The organism is Caballeronia zhejiangensis (assembly GCF_000698575.1).
Classification (GTDB): domain Bacteria; phylum Pseudomonadota; class Gammaproteobacteria; order Burkholderiales; family Burkholderiaceae; genus Caballeronia; species Caballeronia zhejiangensis.
On sequence record NZ_JFHD01000048.1, the window covers coordinates 15,134 to 37,923 of the forward strand.

Here is a 22,790-nt window from a genome sequence, read left to right on the forward strand (position 1 = left end):
CTGTCCTCGGAAATCAATGGCTTGCGATCATCGTGACGTGCTCGACGATGGGCCCGAGCGCGAGCGCCGGCACATACGTGAGCGCACCGACCAGAAGGAGCGTGCCGAGCAGGAGCACGACGAAGAGCGGTCCGTGGGTCGGCAAGGTGCCCGCTGTCACGGCGAGACGCTTCTTCGCGGCGAGCGAGCCCGCGATGGCGAGGATCGGAATGAGCGAACCGAAGCGGCCGAACCACATCGCGATGGCGAGCATCGAGTTATAGAACGGCGTGTTCACCGAAAGGCCCGCGAACGCGCTGCCGTTGTTGTTGGCGGCGGAGCTGAACGCGTAAAGCACTTCGGAGAAGCCGTGCGCGCCCGGATTCGCGATGCCCGCCGTGCCCGCCGCGCTCAGCACGGCGATCGATGTGCCGAGAAGCACCAGCAGCGGCGTAAGCAGAATGACGATGGAGACCATCTTCATCTCGAACGATTCGATCTTCTTGCCGACATACTCGGGCGTGCGGCCGATCATCAGACCCGCAACGAACACCGCGAGCAACGCGAACGCGAGCATGCCGTAGAGACCGGAACCGACGCCGCCGAAGATCACTTCGCCGAGCTGGATCAGCAGCATCGGCACGAGGCCGCCGAGCGGCGTCAGCGAATCGTGCATGCTGGAGACCGCGCCGCACGATGCGGCCGTCGTCGCGACCGTGAAGATGCCCGATTGCGCGATGCCAAGGCGCGTTTCCTTGCCTTCCATGTTGCCGCCGGCCTGTAGCGTGGACGCTTGCGTATCGACCTTGAGCGACGCGTAAAGCGGATTGCCGGCCTGCTCCGATGCAATCTCGCCCCAGCACGCGACGGCGAACGCGATGGTCATCGCCGCGAGCACGGCATAGCCCTGACGCCTGTCGCCGACCGTGCGCCCGAACACGACGCACAGCGCAGCCGGGATGATCAGCATCGCGAGCATCTGCATGAAGTTTGAGAACGGCGTCGGGTTCTCGTACGGATGCGCGGAGTTCGTGTTGAAGAAACCGCCGCCATTCGTGCCGAGCATCTTGATCGCTTCCTGCGAGGCGACGGGGCCCATCGGCAGCGTCTGTTTCTCGGCCTTGAGCGTCTGCGTGACGGGCTTGCCTTGTGCGTCGGTGGATTGCGTCTGATATGTGGTGACCTGCAGCGTCGATACGTCCTGATACGCCTTGAAATTCTGGATCGCGCCCTGGCTCACGAAGACGAGCGCGAACACGACGGCAAGCGGCGCAAGGATGTAGAGCGTCGTGCGCGTGAGGTCGACCCAGAAGTTGCCGATGGTCTGAGCGCTATGCCGCTTGAAGCCGCGAATCAGCGCGATGACGACCGCGATGCCCGTCGCCGCCGAGAGAAAGTTTTGCACGGTCAGGCCGAGCATCTGCGCGAGATAGCCGAGCGTGCTTTCGCCGCCGTAGTCCTGCCAGTTCGTGTTAGTCACGAAGCTGATGGCGGTGTTGAACGCGGCATCGGGCGTCATGCCGGCCATGCCTTGCGGATTGGCGGGCAGCGTGCCCTGCAGGCGCAGCAGCGCATACAGCACGAGCGCGCCGAGCACGTTGAAGAACATCACGGCGAGCGCGTAATGCTTCCATGACATCTCGGATTCGGGATCGACGCCGGCGATGCGATAGAGCATCGATTCGATCGGGCGTCCGATCTTGCGCACGATAACGGACGATCCGTCGAGCACGTTCGAGATATAGCGGCCGAGCGGAATGGCCAGCGCAATCAGCACGACGATGAAGAGCGCCGTCTGCATGAAGGTGTTGGCGTTCATTCGAGATCCTCCGCACGCAGAAGCGCGTACACGAGATACACGAAGAGCAGCAGCGTGGAAGCCGCCGCGAGCCACAGCATCCAGGCGCTCATGGACGCCCTCCCGTCGCGCGGCGGCCGAGTCGCTCGCAGCCGCGCGTGAGCGCCACGCAAAGTCCCCAGAACAGGACGATGCCGGCGAGGTAAATCAGGTCCATTTTGGTGTTCTCCACTTGTGCGGTTCAGGACAAGGTGGAGATTAAGAAAATGGACGTAAAGGGCGGGAAAAGAGTGGGAGGCGGGGTGTAAAAATGGTGTAAAAAAACGCCCGCCTTGGATAGGCGGGCGCTAATGCTTCGTGCCTTGCGTGAGTGAGCCCGAGTCGATCTGATCAACCGGGCGTCACATCACACGAAAGTTCCGCATAAAGACCACATAGAGCACAGGCAACAATGGAATGGCGAGGATCATCAGCGCGCCATCTGCCGCCACGGTCAAGGGCGTCGCCAGCAGGATGACTTTCTTCGCATTGGAGTAATGCTGCTCCCTGACGGAGACTTCATAAGACTGGTTCAGCAGCATGGGATTGACCTTCGACCGGTCGAAACCTTTCGCGTCATATCGCCGCCCGCTAAGCCTGAACGAGAGAGACCGGCGTTGCGGATCGATTCCAAGATTTCCCAGTTCCTCCTTCTGCTCTTCGCTGAAGCTCGCCGCCTTGTCGAGATTCAAGACGAAGGAACCGCTGACATTGCTGTCTCCGTCTACGTAGAACTGATTGACATCTGCGGTCATTCCGGCGTGAAAGGGTGACTGAAGGACATCCACGAAGTGATCCGGCGCATCGAAAATAAAGTGATAATTCTTACCAAGAAACACTAGCGTCTTCTGGTCAGCCGAGATAAGCACACTGCTTATCGTTTCCGCGTACCTGTAGTAATCGGGCGACTTTGCTTCCTCGTTCAATCCGGATGTCAGGCACCCGCTGAGAGCGAAAGGCATCGATACCGTGAGGGCAATAAACTTTCTTCTTTTCATTTGACGTCCTTTGACCGCATCGCCGCCTGTCGTTGGTTCAAACAATCAGCGCGATCAATCGGCGTTCGTCGCGACCAACCTCTTGCAATCCATCCACTGCACACCCGATGCCGTCAACCGGTCATGCAACCAGGGCACCGCAACCTGCGCCTTCGGATGAATATCGTGGAAGAGAATGATCCCGCGTCGCCACAGCAGCATGAGCGTGAGCACGCGCTGTTTGACTTCATCCGCGCTCACCTTCTCGTTCCAGTCTTGCGAATCGATATTCCAGAGCGCCACACGCAGGCCTTGCGATACGAAGAAGTCGCCGCTGTCCGCTCGGCGTTGACCATAGGGCGGCCTGAAGAGCGGAACGAAACTGTCCGGCAGATTCGCCTGCGCCAGCCCGATGCTCCGCGCCACCGACTCTTCCCACGACGGCCAGGTTGCGTGCGAACGATGCTCCCAGCCATGCGCGCCGACGCACATGCCGCGATAGGCATACGCCATCGACGACGCACCCGCCTGCTGCAAGCGCGCTTGCAACCGCGTCCCGAGCGTGAAGAACACGCCATTCAAGCGAGCGTCTCGCAACGTCCGCAGCAACGAGTCGGTTGTGCCGCCGGCGGTGGTCGGGCCATCGTCGAAGGTGAGCAGGAAGGTGCGGTCGGCGAATTCGTTGCCGTCGATCTCGCGCGACGAATACGTGTCGATCTCACTGCTGACCTTCGGAAAGAGCGCGGCCAGTCTCAGCAGTTCGTCGAGATACGTGTTGTGAAACGTCCGCGCCTGCGATGACCACGCGCGATACGGACTATCCGCCGGGACTGCGAAGGCTTTGGCCGCGTTCATGAAGTCAGCCTCGCCATGCACCTTTACGCAAAACGGAGCACTCGGCGTGCAATTCGCCGAAGCGTTCAGATAGTTTCCGGTCAGACGCTTCCAATAACGGCCCCGGATACGATCGACCGATGCCCGATCGAACGATTTCACCTTCAGCCGGCTCTGCAACTCGGCGTCTGACAGTCGTTCGCTATCGGCCAGCGCTTTGCCGAATGCGAGAAGTTCGGCGCGCGAAGCGAGATCGAAGTTCTCGGTACTATCGATGGATGTCGGCCACGTCCCGCGATCGCCGATGGCGACCGAAACCGGACCTGCCGCGTGCGACGACATCGCGGCGAATGCCATGAGCATCGCCGCGAGAGCTTTCTTGTACATGTGATGAGCGATGCGGGCCCCGGCGCGATGCCGGGGCCTGGATTGAACGGATTTAGCGATTGCTGACGCGCGTAATGGCGGCGTCGTAGACCGGATTCGACTTTTCGCGTCGCGCTGCGCGGTAGTTGCTCAATGCGTCGGTGAACTGGCCGGCGTCCTCATAGATGCGGCCGATGTTGTAGTACGAACTGGCGCGGACCGTCGCGGCCGTCGCTCCATTCGCCAGCGCGATCGCCTTGCGATTGGCCCAGATGGCTTCGGCAGCACGTCCGGCCTTCTGGAAGGCGAGCCCGAGATTGCTGTACGCCTGGCCGAATTCCGGATTGAAGCTGATCGCCTCGCGGTACAGCCAGATAGCGTCGTCGAAGTTGCCTGCGTGATAGGCACGCTCGCCGTCCTTGTTGATCAGGCTCGCGCGGGCCGCGTCGACATAGTCCTGATTGGCCGGCACGATTCTCAACTGCTCGTCGTTGTAGTTGTCGATGGTGCCGAGCACCTCGCTCGCTCTGACCGTCACGCCACGCATGGTGTTGATGTCCTGAATCTCGCCCTCGCCATTGACGCGGAACACGGTCCACAGATTGCCCGCCTGACGCGGCACGCTGAACGTTCGAACCAGCGACTGGCCGACATACACGAACACCCTTGCCTCGCTGTTCGCAAGCTCCGACGACGCGGGGTTGCTCTCGTTGCTGAAATCGTGCACGGCGAAGACGTAGGTCTGGCCGGAACGCTTGTGATCGAGCGTGATGGTTTCCGGACCGTAGCTATCCGTGTGGTCGACATCCAGATTGGCGTCGTCCCCGGCTTAGCGTTGAAAGTAGACGTGATTCTGCGGATAGGACACGTGCAGATCGAGATCGCGCGGGCGCTGTCCCCATGTAAGCACGACGAGCATGCCATCCAGATTCTTCATCACCGGACTCAGCGCATAGGACAGTCCAGCGCATGGGCACTTGGCGACCAGATCGGAATAACCAGCCTTCTTGATGATCAGAAGCACCTTGTTGTCATTCGCCATATCGGCTGGAATCTGCGCAGCGCCTTGTGCATCACTCTGAATACGAACCGACTGGGCGCCGTCCTTTTGAAGAATGACAGTCGCGCCGGATATCTTTCGGTCCTTTACCGTAGCGCTGAGCACCTGAATAGGCGCAGTCGCCGCCTGAGCGCCTGCAGCGCAGAACAGCGCGAGCATCATCGATAACTTACAGATGGAACGAAACATATTGTGAGGAGTAGACGGTTGATTGATGAAGCGATTCATCGCATCGCTACTTCTTCGGATACCGAATCATGAAAGCATAGCAATCGCCGATTCGCTCGATCTAGCAGCCGATGCGCAATTTCTTCAAATTTCCGCAAAAGCCATACGGCACCGTGGACAACAGCGCTGCGTGCTGCAATGCTCGCGACCGGACATACGAAAGGACCGCACACTCGAGGCAAGCATCATGGAACCAACCGAACATCAACTAGACGTGCCTCAAATCAACACCGACATACAGTCGCCCACGCTCGAACTGGACGTCGCTCTCTTCGTCGGAAAGAACGCGAAGTACTACGCGTACAAATGGTCCTTTCTGAACAAACGCGGGCAGCCAAGATGTACATGGAACGGAGCCGCGTTCGTGATCGGTCCAATTTGGCTCGTCTATCGAAAGATGTACTGGCAAGCTGGAGCGTTGTTCGCGGCTGCTGTCCTGCTTCGGTTCGCCGTCGGTTCGCTGGGAGATGGGGCTGGCGGCTTTGTTTCGTACGCGATTTCGTTCGCGCTGGGACTCTCCGGCAATCTTCTCTACCGGGAACATGTGCTAAGGAGCATCGGCAAACTTCGCAGCGAGGGTTCATCCGGCAGCGCGCTGGAATACGAACTGTGCCGCAAGGGCGGCACGAACGCCGCGGCGGCATGGATGCTCGCGCTTCTGATGATCGTGGTTCTGGGCATTGCCCTCTTCGGCTGACGGTGTGTCGGGGATGGGAGTGGCTTAGCTGCAAGCGTTTGAAGCAACGATGTCACCCGCCCTCAACCATCACCGCCACACCCACGCACACCCACTGCACGACCGCAAGCATCACGCTCGCCCTGAGCAGTCGAGTCACGCCGCGCACCCGTGCATCGAGCGGCCGGCCGGCACGCGATGCACCGGTCCATCCGAGCTCGATCAGCACGCGGTCGAGATCATCGAGCGTCGAAGATTCCATTGCGGCAAGCGTGGCGAACAACTGTCGGTCGATGAGGATTCGCACCATTAGCCACGAAGCGCCTATGCCCGAACATGTGCTGATGAGCGCGATCAGCGTTCGCACGTAATGCAAATGCTCGCAATGAATGGCGACACCCCACCCCACGCCTGCCGCTGCCAAGGCGACCGCGCACGCACAGCAGCCAGCATCGAGCGCACCACGCGCCGCGGCGATGAAATAGGCTTTCATCCTTGTCTTCCATGAACCGTGCAATGGTCGATCCAGTCCTGCAGCAACGCGACGGTGTCCTTTGACCAGACCGCGCGACGCTGCGCCGACCGCACAGCCAGAAGTGCCGCGCGTGCATCGTGCAAACCTTGCGTCTTCGCGATCCATGCCGCCGCGCACAGCACGCTGCGCCCATAACCGAGCGCACAGCAAACCAGCACATCGCGCCCGTCGCGATGCAACTCACCGAGCGCCTCGACAGCCGCGTTCAGACGCAGCAGAGTCGGCGGCACGAGATCCAGATGCGGCACGCATAGGTACACATGCGATTGATCGAGCGCGATCCAGCGCGGCATCTCGGCCGTCAGATCGAGCAATGCATCGAAACCATGCTGCCGCCATTCGCGAGGCGTCGGCGTGCGACCGATGGAAACGCCGGTCGCAACGCGAACAGGCGATGGCCTCTTGCGCGTCCATAACCGTGAGTTGATGAATGCGCCAGCGATAGCCGGAGCGAGCAGCAGACGGACGGCCAACGGAATGCGGCCCCGCTCGTCCTTCTGAAACACGGCAGGCGAGCCTTGCCAATAAATCCACGCAACGCAAGCGAATGCCAGCGAAACCCATCCCGTGACAAGCGCGGCACCAACGGCATGCCTCACAAGGATCAACGTGAACGCGGTCAGCGCGACCGCGACGGTCGCATAGACGCCAGCTATCCGCCGGCTTCGCGCGCAAGGGAGCGCGGCGCCGGTCACATCGTCTGCGAGAGGAAAGAGAAATAGCGCAAAGGCACCCACCGCCGCGCCGGTCGGCACGTCGATCACATGGTGCTGCCATGTGGTCAGAACGGAAACACCGATCGCCATGAACCAGAGATGCAAGACCGCACGAGCAGCTTTGTTCCGCAGAACGCCCGCGTAGAACGTCCAAAGCACAATCAGCAATCCGATGTGCAGCGATGGAGCCTGGTTATACGGCTTATCGATGCCCGTCAGGAGGTCGAATAGCACGCCGGTCACACCGCTCGAGACTGGCCGCTCGGCGCCGAAGCTCAACGGCCACGCGATGAAACATGCCACGGAGATCATTTGCACCGTGAAAAGCCTGCGGACGTGCGCGTGGAGCGCCGCGCGCCTGACGCACAACAGGAACGAGAGCGCGTAGAACACATCGATGGACCAATACGGCACGATGCTCCACGGCATGAACGGAATGGCCCGTTCCCATGCGAATGCGAAGGTTGGCACCGAGGCGCGCGTCGACGCCAGCCAGTTCGCGAAGGCGTATGTCGAAAAGAACAACGCGCCCATGATCGCGAGCCATCCGGATCGCAACATCAAGGAGGCGTCCCGTTCGCTTCGCGCACCGGCGACGGACAAGGCAGCGCTATTCATCAGGACGCGACGCGCTCGGCAAGCGTCACCGTGAAGATCCCCTTTTCATCGATGCGCTGCGTGATCTTGCGAAAGCCGGCGCGCGCGACGAGTTCGTCCATTTCCGCCTGCGAACGGCGACGCATGACCCACGCTGTCTCGCCACGATGATTCCCAAGCACGCGCGCAATGAATTCGAGCTGCGGATGCCACGGCTGTCCGGTATAGACGAGGTAGCCGCCAGGTTGCACGGCGCGCGCGAGACCACGGAGCGACTGTTCTATCGAAGCGTTGTCGCCAAAAAGCTCATACAGCCCTGACACGATCGCAAGCGTCGGACGGGGATCGAGCGCGGCGAGCGAGGCCTCGTCGAAGGCATCGCCTTGCTCGAAACGCGCAACGCTTTCGAGACCACGTTGCGCAATCAGAGCGCGTCCAGCATCGACGTTCGGCGCGCTGTAATCGCGCAACAGAATGTGCTCGGGCGACACGCCATCGCGACGGGTCACCGCGGCGATGGCGTCAAGGACATAACGGCCATGTCCCGCCGCGATATCGACGATCCGGACCGTCTCGCCCGAGCGCGTGATTCGCGTCATCGCCTCGGCGATCAACGCCTCGATATTGATCTTGCGCTGACGGATGCCCACCCAGCCAGGAGAGTCGAGGTAGTTGCGATCGATGTGCCGCCCCACACATCCGCGTCCCCTCGCTTCGTTGCGGTACACGTAGTCGAGCGTCGAGCCGGAATCGAACCCGAGCCGATGCCCAAGTGCAATGCCTTCCGAGAATGCGCCGCCCACCCGCAACCCCGCGCGCGCAGCCATCCAGTACAAACGCGCGAGCGGACTGGCGGGAGCTTGTTTCAACGCTTCGTACTCCGCATGAAAAGGTCCGCGCGTGTCGGCATCCACGAGCGAGACTCGCGCGCAAGGCGCCTCGAACTCACGCAGCAGAAACGCCCGCAGCGGCGCGAGCGCCTGCGCGCGGTCGCATTCACCGAGCGTATCGTGATAGAAACCGGGCAGCACGATGCGCTCCTTGCGCGCCGATCCGAGCCGCTCGAAGAAGCGTTCCTGCGGTCCGCGATGCACGACCCAATCCGCACCCGAGATCAGCAGTTGCGTCGGCACGGTGATGGCGGCCGCATCGTCGACGATGCGCCTCGCCGTGTCGTGCAGGTCCAGCAGCATATTGACCGCGATCGGCCGCGTGATCAGCGGATCCGCGGCATAGCTCGCGATGCGCTCCGGATCGTGCGTCAAAAATTTTGGCTTCACATAGCTGTTCACATAGAACAGACCGCGAAGCTTGTGCATCAGACGCAATCCCGGACGTGCAAATGGCACGTACAGCTTGATATGAAACGCCGGCGATGCGAGCGCGAGACAGCGCACGGGCGGCGCATAATCGTGCGCCCAGGCCGCGGCCAGCACGGCGCCGACGCTCTGACCGACGACCGCCATGTCTTCGATGGCGACGCCATGAACGTCGCGGATGTGTTCGACGAAGCACTGGAGGTCGCGCACGCAAGCCGCTGCGTTCGGACTGTATCCGCGCGCGCCGGGCGAACGTCCGTGCCCACGCGCGTCCCACGCAAAGAAATCGTAGCCAGGCATGTCGAGTTCATCGACCAGATGCGCGACACGCGCCGAATGCTCGTGCCCCCGATGCAGCAGCACCACAGCGCCGCTGCGTGTCGCGCCCGCCGCGGGCCAGTGCCGATAGAAAAGCGCTTCACCGTCGTGAGTCGTGAAGCGCGCCTCTTGTGCGCGTCGAATAGTCGCTTGAGTCATGTGATTTTTGCCTTCGTTGTTTCGATGTTGCAGGTAACGCTTAACGGCCCGTTTCACGCGATAAGCGAACGCCCATCGCGACGCGTCTGATCGCAGTCAATACCGCGAGTGCGATCAGTGCACGCCACAGCCAGACAAACGTCGAACCGACCGGCAGCCCCATTCCGAACCAGAGCGCAAATGCCCCGAGCGCCAGCGCGCGGTCGCTCTTGCCGAATGGCCCGTCGTAGCGACGATCCGCGCCGGCCAGTGGTCCGATCAGTCCCGCGCACTCGACTACGCACGCCGTCCAGGCGAAAAGCCACACGTCCGATGGCGCGAAAGCCGGCACGGCCAGAAACGGCAGCACGAGCGCCGTGTCCGAGATCACATCGCCTAGTTCGTTCAGGTAAGCGCCCAATGCGCTCTTATGGCCGTGTTCGCGCGCAAGCATGCCGTCGATGGCATTCAGCGCCATGCGGATGAAAAGCCACAGCGGAATGAGCAGAAACAGACCGCGCTCGGGATAACCGAGCCACGCCGATGCACCGACTGCCATCGATCCAAGCATCGCGGCTACCGTGACCTGGTTTGCGGTCACGCCTCGCCGCGCGAGCCAATTTGTGAATGGACGAAGCAGAATTTGGAAGCGCGGCTTGAGTGCGTAGAGGCTCATTGCGATGTTTTCGCCGGTTCGTCGACCATGCCTGACGTCCCGATGGATCGAAAAAGCCGCTACTATCAGGGCACTTTTGCATCCCGTCAACCGTTAGGATTGCAGAGCCTCTTTGTTATGCAGTTCTGTTATCACTTGCTAAACATCTGACACATCTTGTCAAGACCACTTGCTCCGTCGATGCGCATGTGAACGGAATATAAATAAGCAATCCACACCACTACCGACTCATGAAACGGATATATGCCTGGCAACGCGATTTACTGTTATCTCTCGTTCGGTTGGTCGCTGGAGCCTACCCAGTCTGTCATGTCCCTCGTGCAGGCGAAACTCAACAGATCTACTTCTCGAATCACACGAGCCATATCGACACACTCGCTATCCTCGCTGCGTTGCCGCGCAGTTTGCGCGATTCCGTGCGGCCCGTTGCTGCGCGCGACTACTGGAACGCCAACGCGCTCAAGCGACATATCGCGCAGAAACTGCTGAACGTCGTGCTGATCGATCGTCGACGCGAAGGAGATGGCGATCCGCTCGATCCGGTTCGCGATGCGCTCACGAAGGGGCATTCGGTGATTATCTTTCCCGAAGGCACACGTGGCACGGATGCTTTGCCGCAAGGCTTCAAGAGCGGACTCTTTCATCTGGCAAGCGAGTTTCCCGGCATCGCCCTCACGCCGGTCTATCTCGAGAATCTTCAGCGGATCATGCCCAAGGGCGCGATCTGGCCGATTCCGTTGATCTGCAAAGTCCATTTCGGCGCGGGCGAAGCGCTTCGGGCGACCGACGACAAATCTGCTTTTCTCACACGCATGCGCGATGCGATCGTCGCGCTGGCGCCATCGGCTTGCTCAGACTGAGCTTGCTGCCACAACATCTCCGATTCTCGAACATGCCAGAACTGTTTTGGAAATTGATCGCGGGCGTGGCGGGCTTTCTCGCCGTCGCGACCGTGACAGGCGCCATCCTCGCCGCCCGGCCGAATGGCAAGAGCGCGACCATCGTCAACCTCAATGAACGCATCCGCGCGTGGTGGGGCATGGTCGCCGTCATGGCGATCGCCATTGGACTCGGCGAGACTGCAACTTATGTGGTCTTCGCGCTACTGTCATTCCTCACGTTGCGCGAGTTCATAACACTCACACCGACCACGCCGAGCGATCACTCGACGCTGTTCCTCGCGTTCTTTGTCGCGGTTCCCGTTCAGTACATTCTGCTTGGCATCAACTGGTACGGCATGTATTCCATCTTCGTACCGGTGCATCTCTTCTTCGCGATGTCACTGGTATCGGCGCTGACGCAGGATACGCGCGACTTTCTGAGTCGCAATGCACGCATTAACTGGGCGCTGATGGTCTGCGTCTACGGCCTGAGCCACGCCGCCGCGCTCCTGACACTCGACATTCCCGGCTATCGCGGGCAGAACGCGTTATTGCTCTTCTACTTCCTGCTCGTCGTGCAGATCAGCGATGTCTTGCAGTACGTCGTGGGGAAACTGTTCGGCAAGCGCAAGATCGCACCCGTGCTTTCGCCTTCTAAAACGGTCGAAGGCTTCGTCGGCGGTGGCGCGCTGGCGACCCTTTGCGGCGCGGCGCTTTACCGGATCACGCCATTCGGCTTCGGCGCGGCGCTCGGCATGTCGTTCGCCATCGTTCTGGCGGGGTTCATCGGCGGGCTGGTTCTTTCAGCGGTGAAGCGTTCGCTCGGCGCGAAGGACTGGGGCTCGATGCTCGCCGGACACGGCGGCATGCTCGATCGTGTCGATTCGATCTGCTTCGCCGCGCCTGTGTTTTTTCATCTGGTCAGATTCGTTTATGTGTGACGTCTGCGAGCCCGCCCCCGCCCCACCGCTCCGCTAGAATCGAGCCTTCAGCGCAACGGCCGCGCTCTACGAAGAAAACGGGCACTCATGAAAATCGCCACCTGGAACGTCAATTCCCTCAAAGTCCGCCAGCAGCATGTCATCGACTGGCTCGCGCTCTCGGGCGTCGACGTGCTGTGCCTTCAGGAACTGAAGCTCCCCGACGAGAAATTTCCCCGCGCCGAACTCGAAGCCGCCGGCTACAAAAGCTGGTTCGCCGGGCAGAAGACGTACAACGGCGTCGGCATTCTGGTGCGCGCCGATGCGGGCTTCGAAGTCGATGAAATCAGCGTCGTGCGCAACATTCCCGGATTCGAAGATCTGCAGCAACGCGTGATCGCCGCGACGATCGACGGCGTGCGCATCATCTCCGCATATTTCCCGAACGGACAGGCGCCCGGCTCCGAGAAATTCGCCTACAAGATGCGCTGGCTGGACGCACTGCGCGAATGGTTGCGCGAAGACATGGCGCGTCATCCGCAGCTCGCGTTGCTGGGCGATTACAACATCGCGCCGGAAGACCGCGACGTGCACGATCCGAAAGCATGGGAAGGCCAGAACCTCGTGTCGCCCGAAGAGCGCGCGCACTTCGCGCAACTCGTCGGGCTCGGCCTGACCGATGCCTTCCGCAAGTTCGAGCAGGCCGAGAAGCTCTTTACGTGGTGGGATTATCGGATGATGGCGTTTCGCCGCAACGCGGGGCTGCGCATCGACCACATCCTGCTGTCGGCGGAACTGGCCGCGCGCTGCACGTCATGCGAAGTCGACAAGGTGCCGCGCAAGTGGGACCAGCCGTCGGACCACGCGCCCGTGATCGCGACGATCGGCTGATCCCGTCGTAACGACGTTCACGCGTCGAGATGCAACTCCTGAATCTTGCGCGTGATCGTATTGCGGCCGATGCCCAGACGCTCCGCCGCCTCCACCTTGCGCCCGCGCGTGAAGTCGAGCGCCTCGCGAATCACCGCCGCTTCGAAACGGCGCGCGAGTTCGTCCATGACATCGGCGGAATTCTCGCGCAACAGTCGCGCGACTTCCGTGCGCAAGCCGTTCTCCCACACGCTCGCCGCGACGCCCGCCGGCGCCGCCGCGATCGGCGCGGATACGGCGCCGTTCACGGCATTGGGAACCGGCGCGACCGCGCCATCCGTCGATACGGCGAGACTCTCGGCGCTCACCTCCTGACGCGACGTGAGATCGGGCGGCAGATCCTTCTGCTCGATCACCTGCGCGGGCGCCATCACCGTGAGCCAGTTGCACAGGTTCTCCAGTTGACGCACGTTGCCGGGAAACGGCAGCGACGCGAGATACGCGAGTGCATCGTCCGACACGCGCTTGGGCTCGACACCCAGATCGCGCGCGCTCTTCTGCAGGAAGTGTCGCGTGAGCAGCGGAATATCCTCGCTGCGTTCGCGCAACGCCGGCAGACGCAGCCGAATCACATTCAATCGGTGATACAAGTCCTCGCGAAACAAGCCCTGCCGCACGCGCGATTCGAGATTCTGATGCGTCGCCGCGATCACGCGCACGTTCGCCTTCAGCGGATTGTGCCCGCCCACGCGATAGAACTGCCCGTCCGACAGCACGCGCAGCAGGCGCGTCTGGAGGTCGAACGGCATGTCGCCGATTTCATCGAGAAAGAGCGTGCCGTTCTCGGCTTGTTCGAAGCGGCCCTGACGCATCGCCTGCGCGCCGGTGAACGCGCCGCGCTCGTGCCCGAACAGTTCGGACTCCAGCAGATCCTTCGGAATCGCCGCCGTGTTCAGCGCGATGAACGGTCCGTTTGCGCGTGGGCTATGTCGGTGCAAGGCGCGCGCGACAAGCTCCTTTCCGGTGCCTGATTCGCCCGTGATGAGCACGGTCGCCGCCGAATGCGACAGACGGCCGATCGCGCGGAACATGTCCTGCATCGCGGGCGCCTGACCGAGCATCTCGGGCGTCTCGGTTACGCGCTCGTCGACCGACGCTTCGCCGCGCATGCTTTCATCCACGGCGCGGCGGATCAGCTCGACGGCCTTGTCGACATCGAATGGCTTGGCGAGATATTCGAAGGCGCCGCCCTGAAACGCGGCCACTGCGCTGTCGAGATCCGAGAACGCCGTCATGATGATGACAGGCAAGCCCGGCAAGCGGTCGCGCACGGTCTGCAGCAGTTCCAGCCCGGACCCGCCCGGCATGCGGATGTCCGAGACGAGCACTTGCGGGCTTTCTCCTTCGAGCGCGGCAAGCGCGTCGCGCACGCCGGAGAAGCTGCGCGTCGTGAAGTTTTCTCGTGCGAGCGCCTTTTCCAGCACCCAGCGGATGGATTGGTCGTCGTCTACTATCCAGATCGGCTTCATATCGTTCGGCGAGAAGTCTTCGTGTGGTTCGGTGTGAGCCCGTCGAAACGGTCAGGCGTCAAAGCATGCGGCACTACGTTCCTTGGCGTGAAGTCGCTGGTCAATTCTCGAACGGCAACAGGATGGCGAACTCGGTACAGCCCGGCCGGCTTTCCACTTCGATCAGCCCATCGTGCTGATGCACGAACGACTGCGCGAGCGTGAGGCCGAGACCGCTGCCGTCTTCCCTGCCCGATACGAGCGGAAAGAAGATCCGGTCGCGGATTTCGCTGGGGATGCCGGGACCGTTGTCAGTGATATGCAAGTCCAGTGCCAGTTTGTGCAGCTTCTTGCCGATGGTCACCTTGCGCGCGATGCGCGTGCGCAGCTCGATCTTCGCATCGCCTTGTGAGATGCGTTCCTTCAGCGCTTCGGCCGCGTTGCGCACGATGTTCAGCAGCGCCTGAATCAACTGTTCCTTGTCGCCGCGCAGATCGGGCACGCTCACGTCGTAGTCGCGCTCGATCGTGAGGCCGCGCGGAAACTCCGCGAGGATCACGGCGCGCACCCGCTCGCAGACTTCGTGGATGTTCACGTCGCCGACGATATGCGGATGCCGGTGCGGCTCCAGCAAGCGATCGACGAGCGTCTGCAGCCGATCCGATTCCTTGATGATGACCTGCGTGTATTCGCGCAGTTCGTCGCGTTCGCGCGCGCCGAGTTCGAATTCGAGCAACTGCGCCGCACCGCGAATGCCGCCGAGCGGATTCTTGATCTCATGCGCGAGATTGCGGATGAGCTGCTTGTTGACCGCGGTGAGATCGTGGATACGCTCTTCGCGGTCCGTGCGCAGATGTCGCTCGTTCTCGAAGAGTTCGAGCAGCACGTATTCCGGCGCGGCTTCGAGATAGCCGACGATCGCATGCACATGCACCGGCTCGCGATTCTGCCTCTCGAGCACCGCGTCGAGCCGCGTCGCGTTGAAGCGGTTCTCGGCGATCGACGCGATCGTGGTCGCGAGCTCGTCCGCGTTCGCGAAGAGGTCGGGCCAGTTCGTCTGCGTCAACTGCTTGCGCGACATTTCCAGCATCGCTTCGGCCGATGGATTCGCATACGCGATCCGCAGATTGCGCACGTCCAGAACGAGCACGTTCGTGGGCAGCGCCTCGAAGCCGGGCAGCAGTCCGCTTGCCGCGAGCTGCGTATTGTCGGAGAGCGCATCGGCGTGGCCTTTGCGCGCCTTGATCAGATTCTTGAGCACCATCGTGCAGTCGATGAGGTCGTTCGTGACACCGATCTTCTTATCGTTTCATGACACTGAGCAGCGATTAAAAAAGGGACGGCGCGCCGTCCCTTTGGATCACTGTTCAGCACACGTCGCGCGCCTCATCGGACTGCTCACGACAAAACGCGCTTCGATCATGCTGCTTTACAGCGAGTAGTACATCTCGAACTCGATCGGATGCACCGCCTGACGATAACGCTGCAGCTCGTTCGTCTTCAGTTCGATGTATGCGTCAAGCATCGAATCCGTGAACACGCCGCCGCGCGTCAGGAACTCGCGGTCCGCGTCGAGTGCGTCGAGCGCCTGGTCGAGGCCCGCGCAAACGGTCGGGATCTTCTTGTCTTCTTCCGGCGGCAGGTCGTACAGATTCTTGTCCGCGGCTTCGCCCGGGTGAATCTTGTTCTGCACGCCGTCGAGACCCGCCATCATCAGCGCGGAGAAGCACAGGTACGGGTTCGCGAGCGGATCCGGGAAGCGCGTTTCGATACGGCGGCCCTTCGGATTCGAGACGTGCGGAATACGGATCGATGCCGAACGGTTGCGAGCCGAGTAAGCCAGCTTCACCGGCGCTTCGAAGTGCGGCACGAGGCGCTTGTACGAGTTCGTGCCCGGGTTCGTGATCGCGTTCAGCGCGCGCGCATGCTTGATGATGCCGCCGATGTAGAACAGCGCGAATTCCGACAGACCCGCGTAGCCGTTGCCCGCGAACAGGTTCTGACCGTCCTTCCAGATCGACTGGTGAACGTGCATGCCCGAACCGTTGTCGCCGACGACCGGCTTCGGCATGAACGTCGCCGTCTTGCCGTACGTGTGCGCCACGTTATGGATGATGTACTTCATCTGCTGCAGCCAGTCCGCGCGCTGAACCAGCGTCGAGAACTTGGTGCCGATTTCGTTTTGGCCCTGGCCCGCCACTTCGTGGTGATGCACTTCGACCGGAATGCCGATCTGCTCGAGCAGCAGACACATTTCCGAGCGGATGTCCTGGAACGTGTCGACGGGAGCGACCGGGAAGTAGCCGCCCTTCGTGCCCGGACGGTGGCCGGTGTTGCCGCCTTCGAATTCCTTCGCCGACGACCACGGTGCTTCTTCCGAGCCGATCTTCACGAACGTGCCCGACTGGTCCGTGTTCCACTGCACCGAGTCGAAAATGAAGAATTCCGGCTCCGGACCGAAGTAGGCGGTGTCGCCGAGGCCCGAGCTCTTGAGATAGGCTTCCGCGCGCTTCGCGAGGGAACGCGGGTCGCGCTCGTAGCCCTTGCCGTCGGCCGGCTCGACCACGTCGCAGGACAGAACCAGCGTCGATTCTTCGAAGAACGGGTCGATGAAGGCGGTGTTCGCGTCCGGCACGAGCAGCATGTCCGACGCTTCGATGCCCTTCCAGCCTGCGATGGACGAACCGTCGAAAGCGTGGCCGCTTTCAAATTTGTCTTCGTCGAATGCCGAGACCGGCACGGAAACGTGTTGTTCTTTGCCGCGCGTGTCGGTGAAGCGGAAGTCGACGAACTTGACGTCCTCGTCCTTGACGAGTTGCATGACGTCGGCCACGGATTTACTCATTACCTATCTCCTGATTAACAAAAGTCGGCGAATCGCTTCGCCGCCCCGACCAATCCTGTACATCGATTCAATCGAGGATGGAAAAGCAGCTTCCGTGCCAAGCGCACCATCTTCGCGCTAAGCGCTTGAAGCAGCGCGCGTTTTGGGTGAAACCACTTCGCTTTCGATGGCGGCGTTCGTGTCGCCGTCTCCGCGTCGAGCACCAAATCAGTGCAGCACGGTTTGTCTGATATTTCTTCAGCACTTTTATAGTGCATCCGAGTCTTCTTGCACCAATTTCGCGCGCGGCGTCGAAACTGCGCGCCACGCTAGAATGATTCTTTGCGCCTACGGAGACCCATACGTCATGAGCACGCTCGAACAGCTGTATGCCCAGGCCGGCAAACGCGCCGCCGAAAACAATCTGACCTACGCGGGCGCGTTCTCACCCGCCGAAGCATTTGAATTACTGCAACTCGACCCGCGCGTACGCCTCGTCGACGTTCGCACCCGCGCCGAACTCGATTGGGTCGGCCGCCCGGCCATCGATGGCGCTCAGTACGCGCACATCGAATGGATTCGCTACCCCGGTTCCGTGCCAAACGCCGAGTTTATCGAACAATTGCGACAGGTCGCCACCCCGGATACGCCTGTCGTGTTTTTGTGTCGCAGCGCCGCGCGCTCGAAGCTCGCTGCGGTCGCGGCGCAGAAGGAAGGCTACGCTCAGGCGTACGACCTGCTCGAAGGCTTCGAAGGCGATAAGGACGGACAGGGGCATCGGAAAACGGTATCGGGATGGTGTTTCCGCAAGCTGCCCTGGATCGGGGCTTGAAGGTTTCGCTCAAGCACGCGCGTCGAGCAAGGTCCGCACGCGCCTGACCCTCGTTTCATCGACGGGCGCCAGAGACTTCCCATCGACGCGCACGCCCGAGCCAAAGTGCACCGCTTTCACGCGCGTCGATGCGACGAACGGCGCGACCGCATTGACGGTCAATCCGGCGCCCGCCAGAATCGCGCAGCGCGTTCCCGCCGCGTTTTCGACGAGCTTCGAAATCGTTTCCTGAGCGTCCAGCACGGAAGGCTTGCCACCCGACGTCAGCACATTCGTGACGGCACCGAACTGCAGCAGCGTATCGAACGCAGCGAGCAGATCGCGTGTTTCGTCGAATGCGCGGTGAAACGTGAGCTGCAGGCCATCCGCTGCTTCGATCACGCGCGCGAGGCCGTCGGTGTCGACGGAGCCATCGGCGCGCAGCATCCCCACGACGATCGCGTTCGCGCACGTCTTCGCGATCGCGCGAACATCGCGCAGCATGACCGCGTAGTCGTCGGCATCGTAGACGAACGAGCGGCTGTGCGGCCGCACGATCACGTTCACCGGAATCCCGACCGCCTCGATCACCGATTCGATCAGGCCGATGCTCGGCGTCAGTCCGCCCTCGCCCATCGCGGTGATGAGTTCGAGACGGTCCGCGCCGCCGCGTTCCGCTGCCCGCGCGTCGGCGACGGTCGTGGCGATCACTTCCAGCAGCGTCACTTCGCTTCCTCCGGCGGCACTTCCACGACTTCACCGCCGAGCGCGATCACGCCCTCGCGCAGCACGTCGAACGCCGCGTTCGCCTGCTCGGGATCGCCCTTCACGCCCAGATCGATATGCGCGCGCTGGTAAAGCGCCCCGCGCGTAGCATCGCCGACGCTCGGCAGGCTGAACGCACGCACGCCCTCGAAGTCGCGCTCGATCGAAACCATCAGCGGCGTGATGCGCGACTCGGGCAGGCCGAAGACGAGCAGCGACCGCTCGACATGCGGCGTCGCGTGATGCAGATGCGCGTACTTCGTGTCGAGCACCCATTCGATCATCGGCCAGGCCATGACCGGAAAGCCCGGCACGAAATGATGATCGCCGACCGAAAAGCCCGGAATCTTGTTGTAGCTGTTCGGGATGATCTCTGCGCCGCGCGGAAACGTGCCCATGTTCAGCCGATGCAAGTTCTCCGGCGACTCCAGCTCGACCGGCTTGCCTGCCTGCGCCGCCGTGTCGCGGATGCGCGCGCGGATCAGTTCCGCCGCTTCGGGATGCAGCTCCAGCGGCACGCCGAGCGCCTTGGCGGCGCACTGGCGCGTGTGGTCGTCGGGCGTCGCGCCGATGCCGCCCGTCGAAAACACGATATCGCCCGATGCGAACGTGCGCGCGAGCGTCGCGGTGATGCGCGCGGGATCATCGCCGACGTATTCGGCCCAGTCGAGCGACAGGCCGCGCGCGCCCAGCAGTTCGATGATTTTCGGCAGGTGCTTGTCGGTGCGGCGGCCGGACAAGATTTCGTCGCCGATGATGATGACGCCAATGCCCATGAATGCCCCTTTGCTTTTTTCGTGCTTACAGTGAAACGTCGCGGGATTCGACCGTGATCGCCGGGAATTGCGGCTCGCTCGCGCGCAAGCGCTCCAGCGCGTGCAGGCAGTAATGCGCGAACCAGAGCGCCGAAAACACGAGGATGAACGCATACGCCCAGATCGTCACGGCGGCGACGACCGGAAAGAGCGGCAAGAGCCAGACGGACCATGCCCAGAGCATCGTCGGGACAGAACTGAGCAGGCCGCTCACGATGCCGATCGCAAGCAAGGGCCAGCGTGCATCGCGCACGATCGCGCGGCGCTCGTCGGCGCTCGCGTGAAGCGCGAGCGCGTCGTAAGTCATCACGCGATACGTGAGCCAGCCCCACAACAGCGGCGGAATCAAGGCGAAGAACGGCGGAATGAGCCACAGCGGCAGCGTGACGACGAGCAGCACGAGACAGACGACCGTGGTCACGACCGAGTGTCCGAGACTGCCGTACCACGAGCCGCCGCGCCGCTCTTCGAGCGATGAGTAATGACCTTTCGGGCGACGTGTGAGGAGCTTGACGACGCCCGGCATCGACAACGTGGCGATGAGCAGCAGCACCGTCACGACGATCAGCGGCACCGTCATGATGACGACGAGAAACGGCGCGATCACCGCGTGCAGCGACGAAAAGCCGACGGCATCGAAGAGACGGTACATCCACGAGGTCAGCGCCCACGCGCTGAGCCAGTCGTTGGCGGCGCCGGTAAGCGTCTGCCAGAAGAACCAGAGCACCGCGCCCCAGACCACGGTGGCGACGCCGAAGGGCATCAGCGTCAGCCAGAGCATGCGCGGATGAAAGACGTTCGCAAGCGCGCGCACGAACGAACGCAGCAAGTCACTCATGCGTGTTTCTTAAAAGAAGAAGGAACCGACAGGATAAACCAGCGCCGCGCACGGGCGCTGGTCGAACCGGAGACGTTCAGACGGCCGCCGAGTTGTCGGAAGCGGATGCACCCGCACGGCGAGCGGAAAGGCGCGCGGCGATGCGTTTGAACGCGAGCCAGTGCTGTTCGACGAAGCCGTCGCCGTAATGGACGGGCGCAACGCCCGGCGCACCGAGCTGGTCGCGGATGCCCGTCGGCTCGACGGTGCGATCGAACGACGCCGAGCGGAAGATGATGTCCCAGAACGAGAACAGCACGCCGAAGTTGCAACCGTAAGTCGTGCCTTCGTGACCGAAGCCGATCGCGTGATGGCGGCGATGAAACGCCGGACTTACGACAATGCGCTCCCCGAGCCAGCCGAAGTGCATGCGGATGTTCGCGTGCTGCACGCTCTGCATGAAGTTGGTGATGGCGACGAGCACGACGAACTGCGACGGCTCCACGCCGATTACGAGCGCGACGCACGCGAAAAAGCTCGCCTGAAGAACGTCGTCGAGCAGATGGTTGCGGTCGTCGGTCCAGAGCGACATCTTCTGCTGGCTGTGATGCACCGCGTGCAATTCCCACCAGATGCCGAAACGATGCTCCAGCCGGTGATACCAGTATCCCGCGAGATCGAGAATGAGCAGATAGATGACGAACGTGACGAGCGGCTGCGTCGTCACGCCGGGCCACAGGTTGTCGATCTCGAGATTCGGCACGTTATGGAGGCGCAGCCAGCTCTGCATCGAATCGAAGAGCGGCTGGAACGTGAAGAAGAAAAACAGATTGAGGATGCCGAGCTTGACGATCCACGTGTAGAGCACGTCCACGCGCACGCCTTTGCGGTCTTTCCACTCCTCCGCCGGGCGGAAAGCTTCGAGCGGCCGCAGGATCGCGTACATCGCGAGCACTTCGAGCACGCCGACGATCACCCAGTACAGCGCGTCGTAGGTGTCTTCGTCGTAGTCCATCATGCCGATCTTGAACAGGACCGGCTGCACGACATCGACGTAGAGCTGCGTCTGAAGCCAGGAAACGAGACCGTCCAGCGACGAAAGAATGGAATGAAACATGGTGCTCCGTGGTGCGTGCGGCCGTCCGGGACCGGCCATCCCTCAATCGTAGTACAGGGCGCGAATGCGCGCCCTGTTTGCTTACGCCCCGTTCGGCGCCGTCACCGGCGCGCGATTGTAGAAGTAGATGCCGTGCGGCGAGCGGCCGACCTTGATGGTTTCGATCAGCTTACGATTCGCCAGGTCGATCACGCCGACGTGCTTCGCGAAGCGGAACGTAACCCACAGATACTTCTTGTCGGCGGAAAGTTCCATGTCGTCGGGGCCGGGCAAGAGACCGGTGATGTCGCCGACGTTCGTGAGCGTGTCCTCGTCGATGATGCTGATCGTGTTCGCCACGCGATTCGAAACGAGTACGTGCTTGCCGTCGACCATCGAGCGGAAGTTGTGCGCGCCCTTGCCGGTCGTGATGGTCTTGACGACCTTCTGGTTGCGCCAGTCGACCACGGCCACGTAATCCGCGCCGGTCATGCCGACGAGCAGATATTTGTCGCCCGGCGTGAGCCAGACGCCCGCGGGCACCTTGCCGACCTTCATCTTCCATTTGACGGTCTGCGTCGGCAGGTCGATCGCCGCGATTTCGCCGGACACCTGCAGCGAGATGAACGCGGTCGAGCTGTCGTTCGTGAACGCGATGTGGCTCGGCATCGTGGCGAGCGGCAGGCGCTTCGCGACGCTCAAATTCTTGCCGTCGAAATGATAGATATCGAGGCGATCGAGGCGCAGACCCGTCGAGACGAACCATTTCTTGTCCGGCGAAAAGCCGAGCTGATACGGATCTTCGATGTCCTGCACCCAGCGCTGGAACGCGCCGGTTTTCGGATCGACGAACATCAGGTTGTTCGACACCGAATTCGCAACGATCAGCGATGAGCTGTCGGGCGTGGGCATCAGGTGATGCGGCTCTTTGCCCGTCGGCACGGTGCCGACGACCTGATGCGTGTTTTCGTCGATGAGACTCAGCGTGGCTTCCGCCGAGTTGAGCACGATGACATTGTTGGCCAGTGCTGCGGAAGCGACCAAGGCGGCGCCGGTTGCGATGGCTGCGCGTGCGGCGAAGGCACGCACACGGCCGGAACGGAAAATATTGCGCATGAAAAGTAGGCTTCGGAGGGCAGGCGTCATTGTAGAACGTTTGCCTCGCGCGGCGGGTTGACGAGCGAGGTCTTTTTGCGCAATACATTGATTCGTTGCGTCTTTCCAGCG

24 protein-coding genes are annotated in these 22,790 nt (G+C 61.8%); 5 read left to right on the plus strand and 19 right to left on the minus strand.

Translation table 11 applies throughout. From position 1 onward, the window contains the following. Window positions 1–13: 13 nt before the first annotated feature. The 7 genes from kdpA to BG60_RS39395 form a co-directional block, all read right to left on the minus strand. Complete coding sequence (gene kdpA, locus BG60_RS32625) at window positions 14–1,798, minus strand: potassium-transporting ATPase subunit KdpA (protein WP_034474097.1); 1,785 nt, start codon at window positions 1,796–1,798, stop codon at window positions 14–16. Continuing rightward, window positions 1,795–1,890: a K(+)-transporting ATPase subunit F gene (gene kdpF, locus BG60_RS32630; protein ID WP_008350504.1), complete on the minus strand. Its 96-nt coding sequence runs from the start codon at window positions 1,888–1,890 to the stop codon at window positions 1,795–1,797. The genes kdpA and kdpF overlap by 4 nt, the downstream gene beginning before the upstream one ends. Then, window positions 1,887–1,994, minus strand: a complete 108-nt coding sequence (locus BG60_RS39300; RefSeq protein WP_193788594.1) for a potassium ABC transporter ATPase — start codon at window positions 1,992–1,994, stop codon at window positions 1,887–1,889. The genes kdpF and BG60_RS39300 overlap by 4 nt, the downstream gene beginning before the upstream one ends. Before the next feature lie 184 nt (window positions 1,995–2,178). After that, window positions 2,179–2,814, minus strand: a complete 636-nt coding sequence (locus BG60_RS36545; protein WP_152563257.1) for a YidX family protein — start codon at window positions 2,812–2,814, stop codon at window positions 2,179–2,181. Window positions 2,815–2,868: 54 nt separating this feature from the next. Then, complete coding sequence (locus BG60_RS32640) at window positions 2,869–4,014, minus strand: polysaccharide deacetylase family protein (protein WP_051996807.1); 1,146 nt, start codon at window positions 4,012–4,014, stop codon at window positions 2,869–2,871. A gap of 52 nt (window positions 4,015–4,066) precedes the next feature. Continuing rightward, entirely contained in the window at window positions 4,067–4,720 is a 654-nt protein-coding gene (locus BG60_RS39390) for a tetratricopeptide repeat protein (protein WP_206540335.1), read from the minus strand. A 102-nt stretch (window positions 4,721–4,822) separates the two neighbouring features. Beyond that, window positions 4,823–5,281, minus strand: coding sequence for a hypothetical protein (locus BG60_RS39395; protein WP_206540336.1), 459 nt, complete (start codon window positions 5,279–5,281; stop codon window positions 4,823–4,825). A 187-nt stretch (window positions 5,282–5,468) separates the two neighbouring features. Here BG60_RS39395 and BG60_RS32650 point away from each other — a divergent pair, with 187 nt between their 5' ends. Next, a complete protein-coding gene (locus tag BG60_RS32650) occupies window positions 5,469–5,978 on the plus strand; it encodes a DUF2628 domain-containing protein (protein ID WP_206540337.1) in 510 nt (169 codons plus the stop codon). A gap of 52 nt (window positions 5,979–6,030) precedes the next feature. On the opposite strand, the gene BG60_RS32655 is transcribed toward BG60_RS32650, so the two are convergent. The 4 genes from BG60_RS32655 to BG60_RS32670 are packed head-to-tail and all read right to left on the minus strand — an operon-like array spanning window position 6,031 to window position 10,256. Beyond that, window positions 6,031–6,450, minus strand: coding sequence for a hypothetical protein (locus BG60_RS32655; RefSeq protein WP_034474101.1), 420 nt, complete (start codon window positions 6,448–6,450; stop codon window positions 6,031–6,033). After that, entirely contained in the window at window positions 6,447–7,769 is a 1,323-nt protein-coding gene (locus BG60_RS32660; RefSeq protein WP_420912060.1) for a phosphatase PAP2/dual specificity phosphatase family protein, read from the minus strand. The genes BG60_RS32655 and BG60_RS32660 overlap by 4 nt, the downstream gene beginning before the upstream one ends. A gap of 56 nt (window positions 7,770–7,825) precedes the next feature. Then, complete coding sequence (locus BG60_RS32665; RefSeq protein ID WP_034474108.1) at window positions 7,826–9,601, minus strand: bifunctional alpha/beta hydrolase/class I SAM-dependent methyltransferase; 1,776 nt, start codon at window positions 9,599–9,601, stop codon at window positions 7,826–7,828. Window positions 9,602–9,641: 40 nt separating this feature from the next. Continuing rightward, a complete protein-coding gene (locus BG60_RS32670) occupies window positions 9,642–10,256 on the minus strand; it encodes a CDP-alcohol phosphatidyltransferase family protein (RefSeq protein WP_008350520.1) in 615 nt (204 codons plus the stop codon). Between the two features lie 230 nt (window positions 10,257–10,486). Here BG60_RS32670 and BG60_RS32675 point away from each other — a divergent pair, with 230 nt between their 5' ends. The 3 genes from BG60_RS32675 to xth all read left to right on the plus strand — a co-directional run bounded on the left by BG60_RS32675 (window position 10,487) and on the right by xth (window position 12,948). Further along, window positions 10,487–11,116 (plus strand): lysophospholipid acyltransferase family protein, encoded by a 630-nt coding sequence (locus tag BG60_RS32675; RefSeq protein ID WP_034474110.1) that lies wholly within the window; start codon window positions 10,487–10,489, stop codon window positions 11,114–11,116. A 32-nt stretch (window positions 11,117–11,148) separates the two neighbouring features. Then, window positions 11,149–12,078: a phosphatidate cytidylyltransferase gene (locus BG60_RS32680; RefSeq protein WP_034474132.1), complete on the plus strand. Its 930-nt coding sequence runs from the start codon at window positions 11,149–11,151 to the stop codon at window positions 12,076–12,078. A gap of 87 nt (window positions 12,079–12,165) precedes the next feature. Then, entirely contained in the window at window positions 12,166–12,948 is a 783-nt protein-coding gene (gene xth, locus BG60_RS32685) for an exodeoxyribonuclease III (protein WP_008350523.1), read from the plus strand. A 17-nt stretch (window positions 12,949–12,965) separates the two neighbouring features. Here the strand turns inward: xth and ntrC are convergent, their stop codons facing one another. From ntrC to glnA, 3 genes are all read right to left on the minus strand, one after another. Then, window positions 12,966–14,456, minus strand: a complete 1,491-nt coding sequence (gene ntrC, locus BG60_RS32690; protein WP_034474113.1) for a nitrogen regulation protein NR(I) — start codon at window positions 14,454–14,456, stop codon at window positions 12,966–12,968. A 100-nt stretch (window positions 14,457–14,556) separates the two neighbouring features. Next, window positions 14,557–15,699, minus strand: coding sequence for a nitrogen regulation protein NR(II) (gene glnL / locus BG60_RS32695; protein WP_008350525.1), 1,143 nt, complete (start codon window positions 15,697–15,699; stop codon window positions 14,557–14,559). Between the two features lie 165 nt (window positions 15,700–15,864). Then, window positions 15,865–17,280, minus strand: coding sequence for a type I glutamate--ammonia ligase (gene glnA / locus BG60_RS32700; protein WP_008350526.1), 1,416 nt, complete (start codon window positions 17,278–17,280; stop codon window positions 15,865–15,867). Between the two features lie 346 nt (window positions 17,281–17,626). Between glnA and BG60_RS32705 the strand changes: the two genes are divergently transcribed. Continuing rightward, the gene (locus tag BG60_RS32705) at window positions 17,627–18,091 is read left to right on the plus strand and encodes a rhodanese-like domain-containing protein (protein ID WP_008350527.1); all 465 of its coding nucleotides are present in this window, start codon (window positions 17,627–17,629) and stop codon (window positions 18,089–18,091) included. Between the two features lie 9 nt (window positions 18,092–18,100). On the opposite strand, the gene BG60_RS32710 is transcribed toward BG60_RS32705, so the two are convergent. The 5 genes from BG60_RS32710 to BG60_RS32730 all read right to left on the minus strand — a co-directional run bounded on the left by BG60_RS32710 (window position 18,101) and on the right by BG60_RS32730 (window position 22,679). Then, window positions 18,101–18,796, minus strand: coding sequence for a copper homeostasis protein CutC (locus BG60_RS32710; protein ID WP_034474115.1), 696 nt, complete (start codon window positions 18,794–18,796; stop codon window positions 18,101–18,103). After that, window positions 18,793–19,611 (minus strand): competence/damage-inducible protein A, encoded by an 819-nt coding sequence (locus BG60_RS32715; protein WP_034474117.1) that lies wholly within the window; start codon window positions 19,609–19,611, stop codon window positions 18,793–18,795. Before BG60_RS32715 ends, BG60_RS32710 begins: the two co-directional genes overlap by 4 nt. 25 nt (window positions 19,612–19,636) lie before the next feature. Then, on the minus strand, window positions 19,637–20,488 hold the full coding sequence (locus BG60_RS32720; protein ID WP_008350531.1) for an EI24 domain-containing protein: 852 nt from the start codon (window positions 20,486–20,488) through the stop codon (window positions 19,637–19,639). A gap of 76 nt (window positions 20,489–20,564) precedes the next feature. After that, complete coding sequence (locus tag BG60_RS32725) at window positions 20,565–21,584, minus strand: sterol desaturase family protein (protein ID WP_008350532.1); 1,020 nt, start codon at window positions 21,582–21,584, stop codon at window positions 20,565–20,567. Window positions 21,585–21,665: 81 nt separating this feature from the next. Further along, a complete protein-coding gene (locus BG60_RS32730) occupies window positions 21,666–22,679 on the minus strand; it encodes a YVTN family beta-propeller repeat protein (RefSeq protein WP_034474119.1) in 1,014 nt (337 codons plus the stop codon). Between the last annotated feature and the right edge of the window lie 111 nt (window positions 22,680–22,790).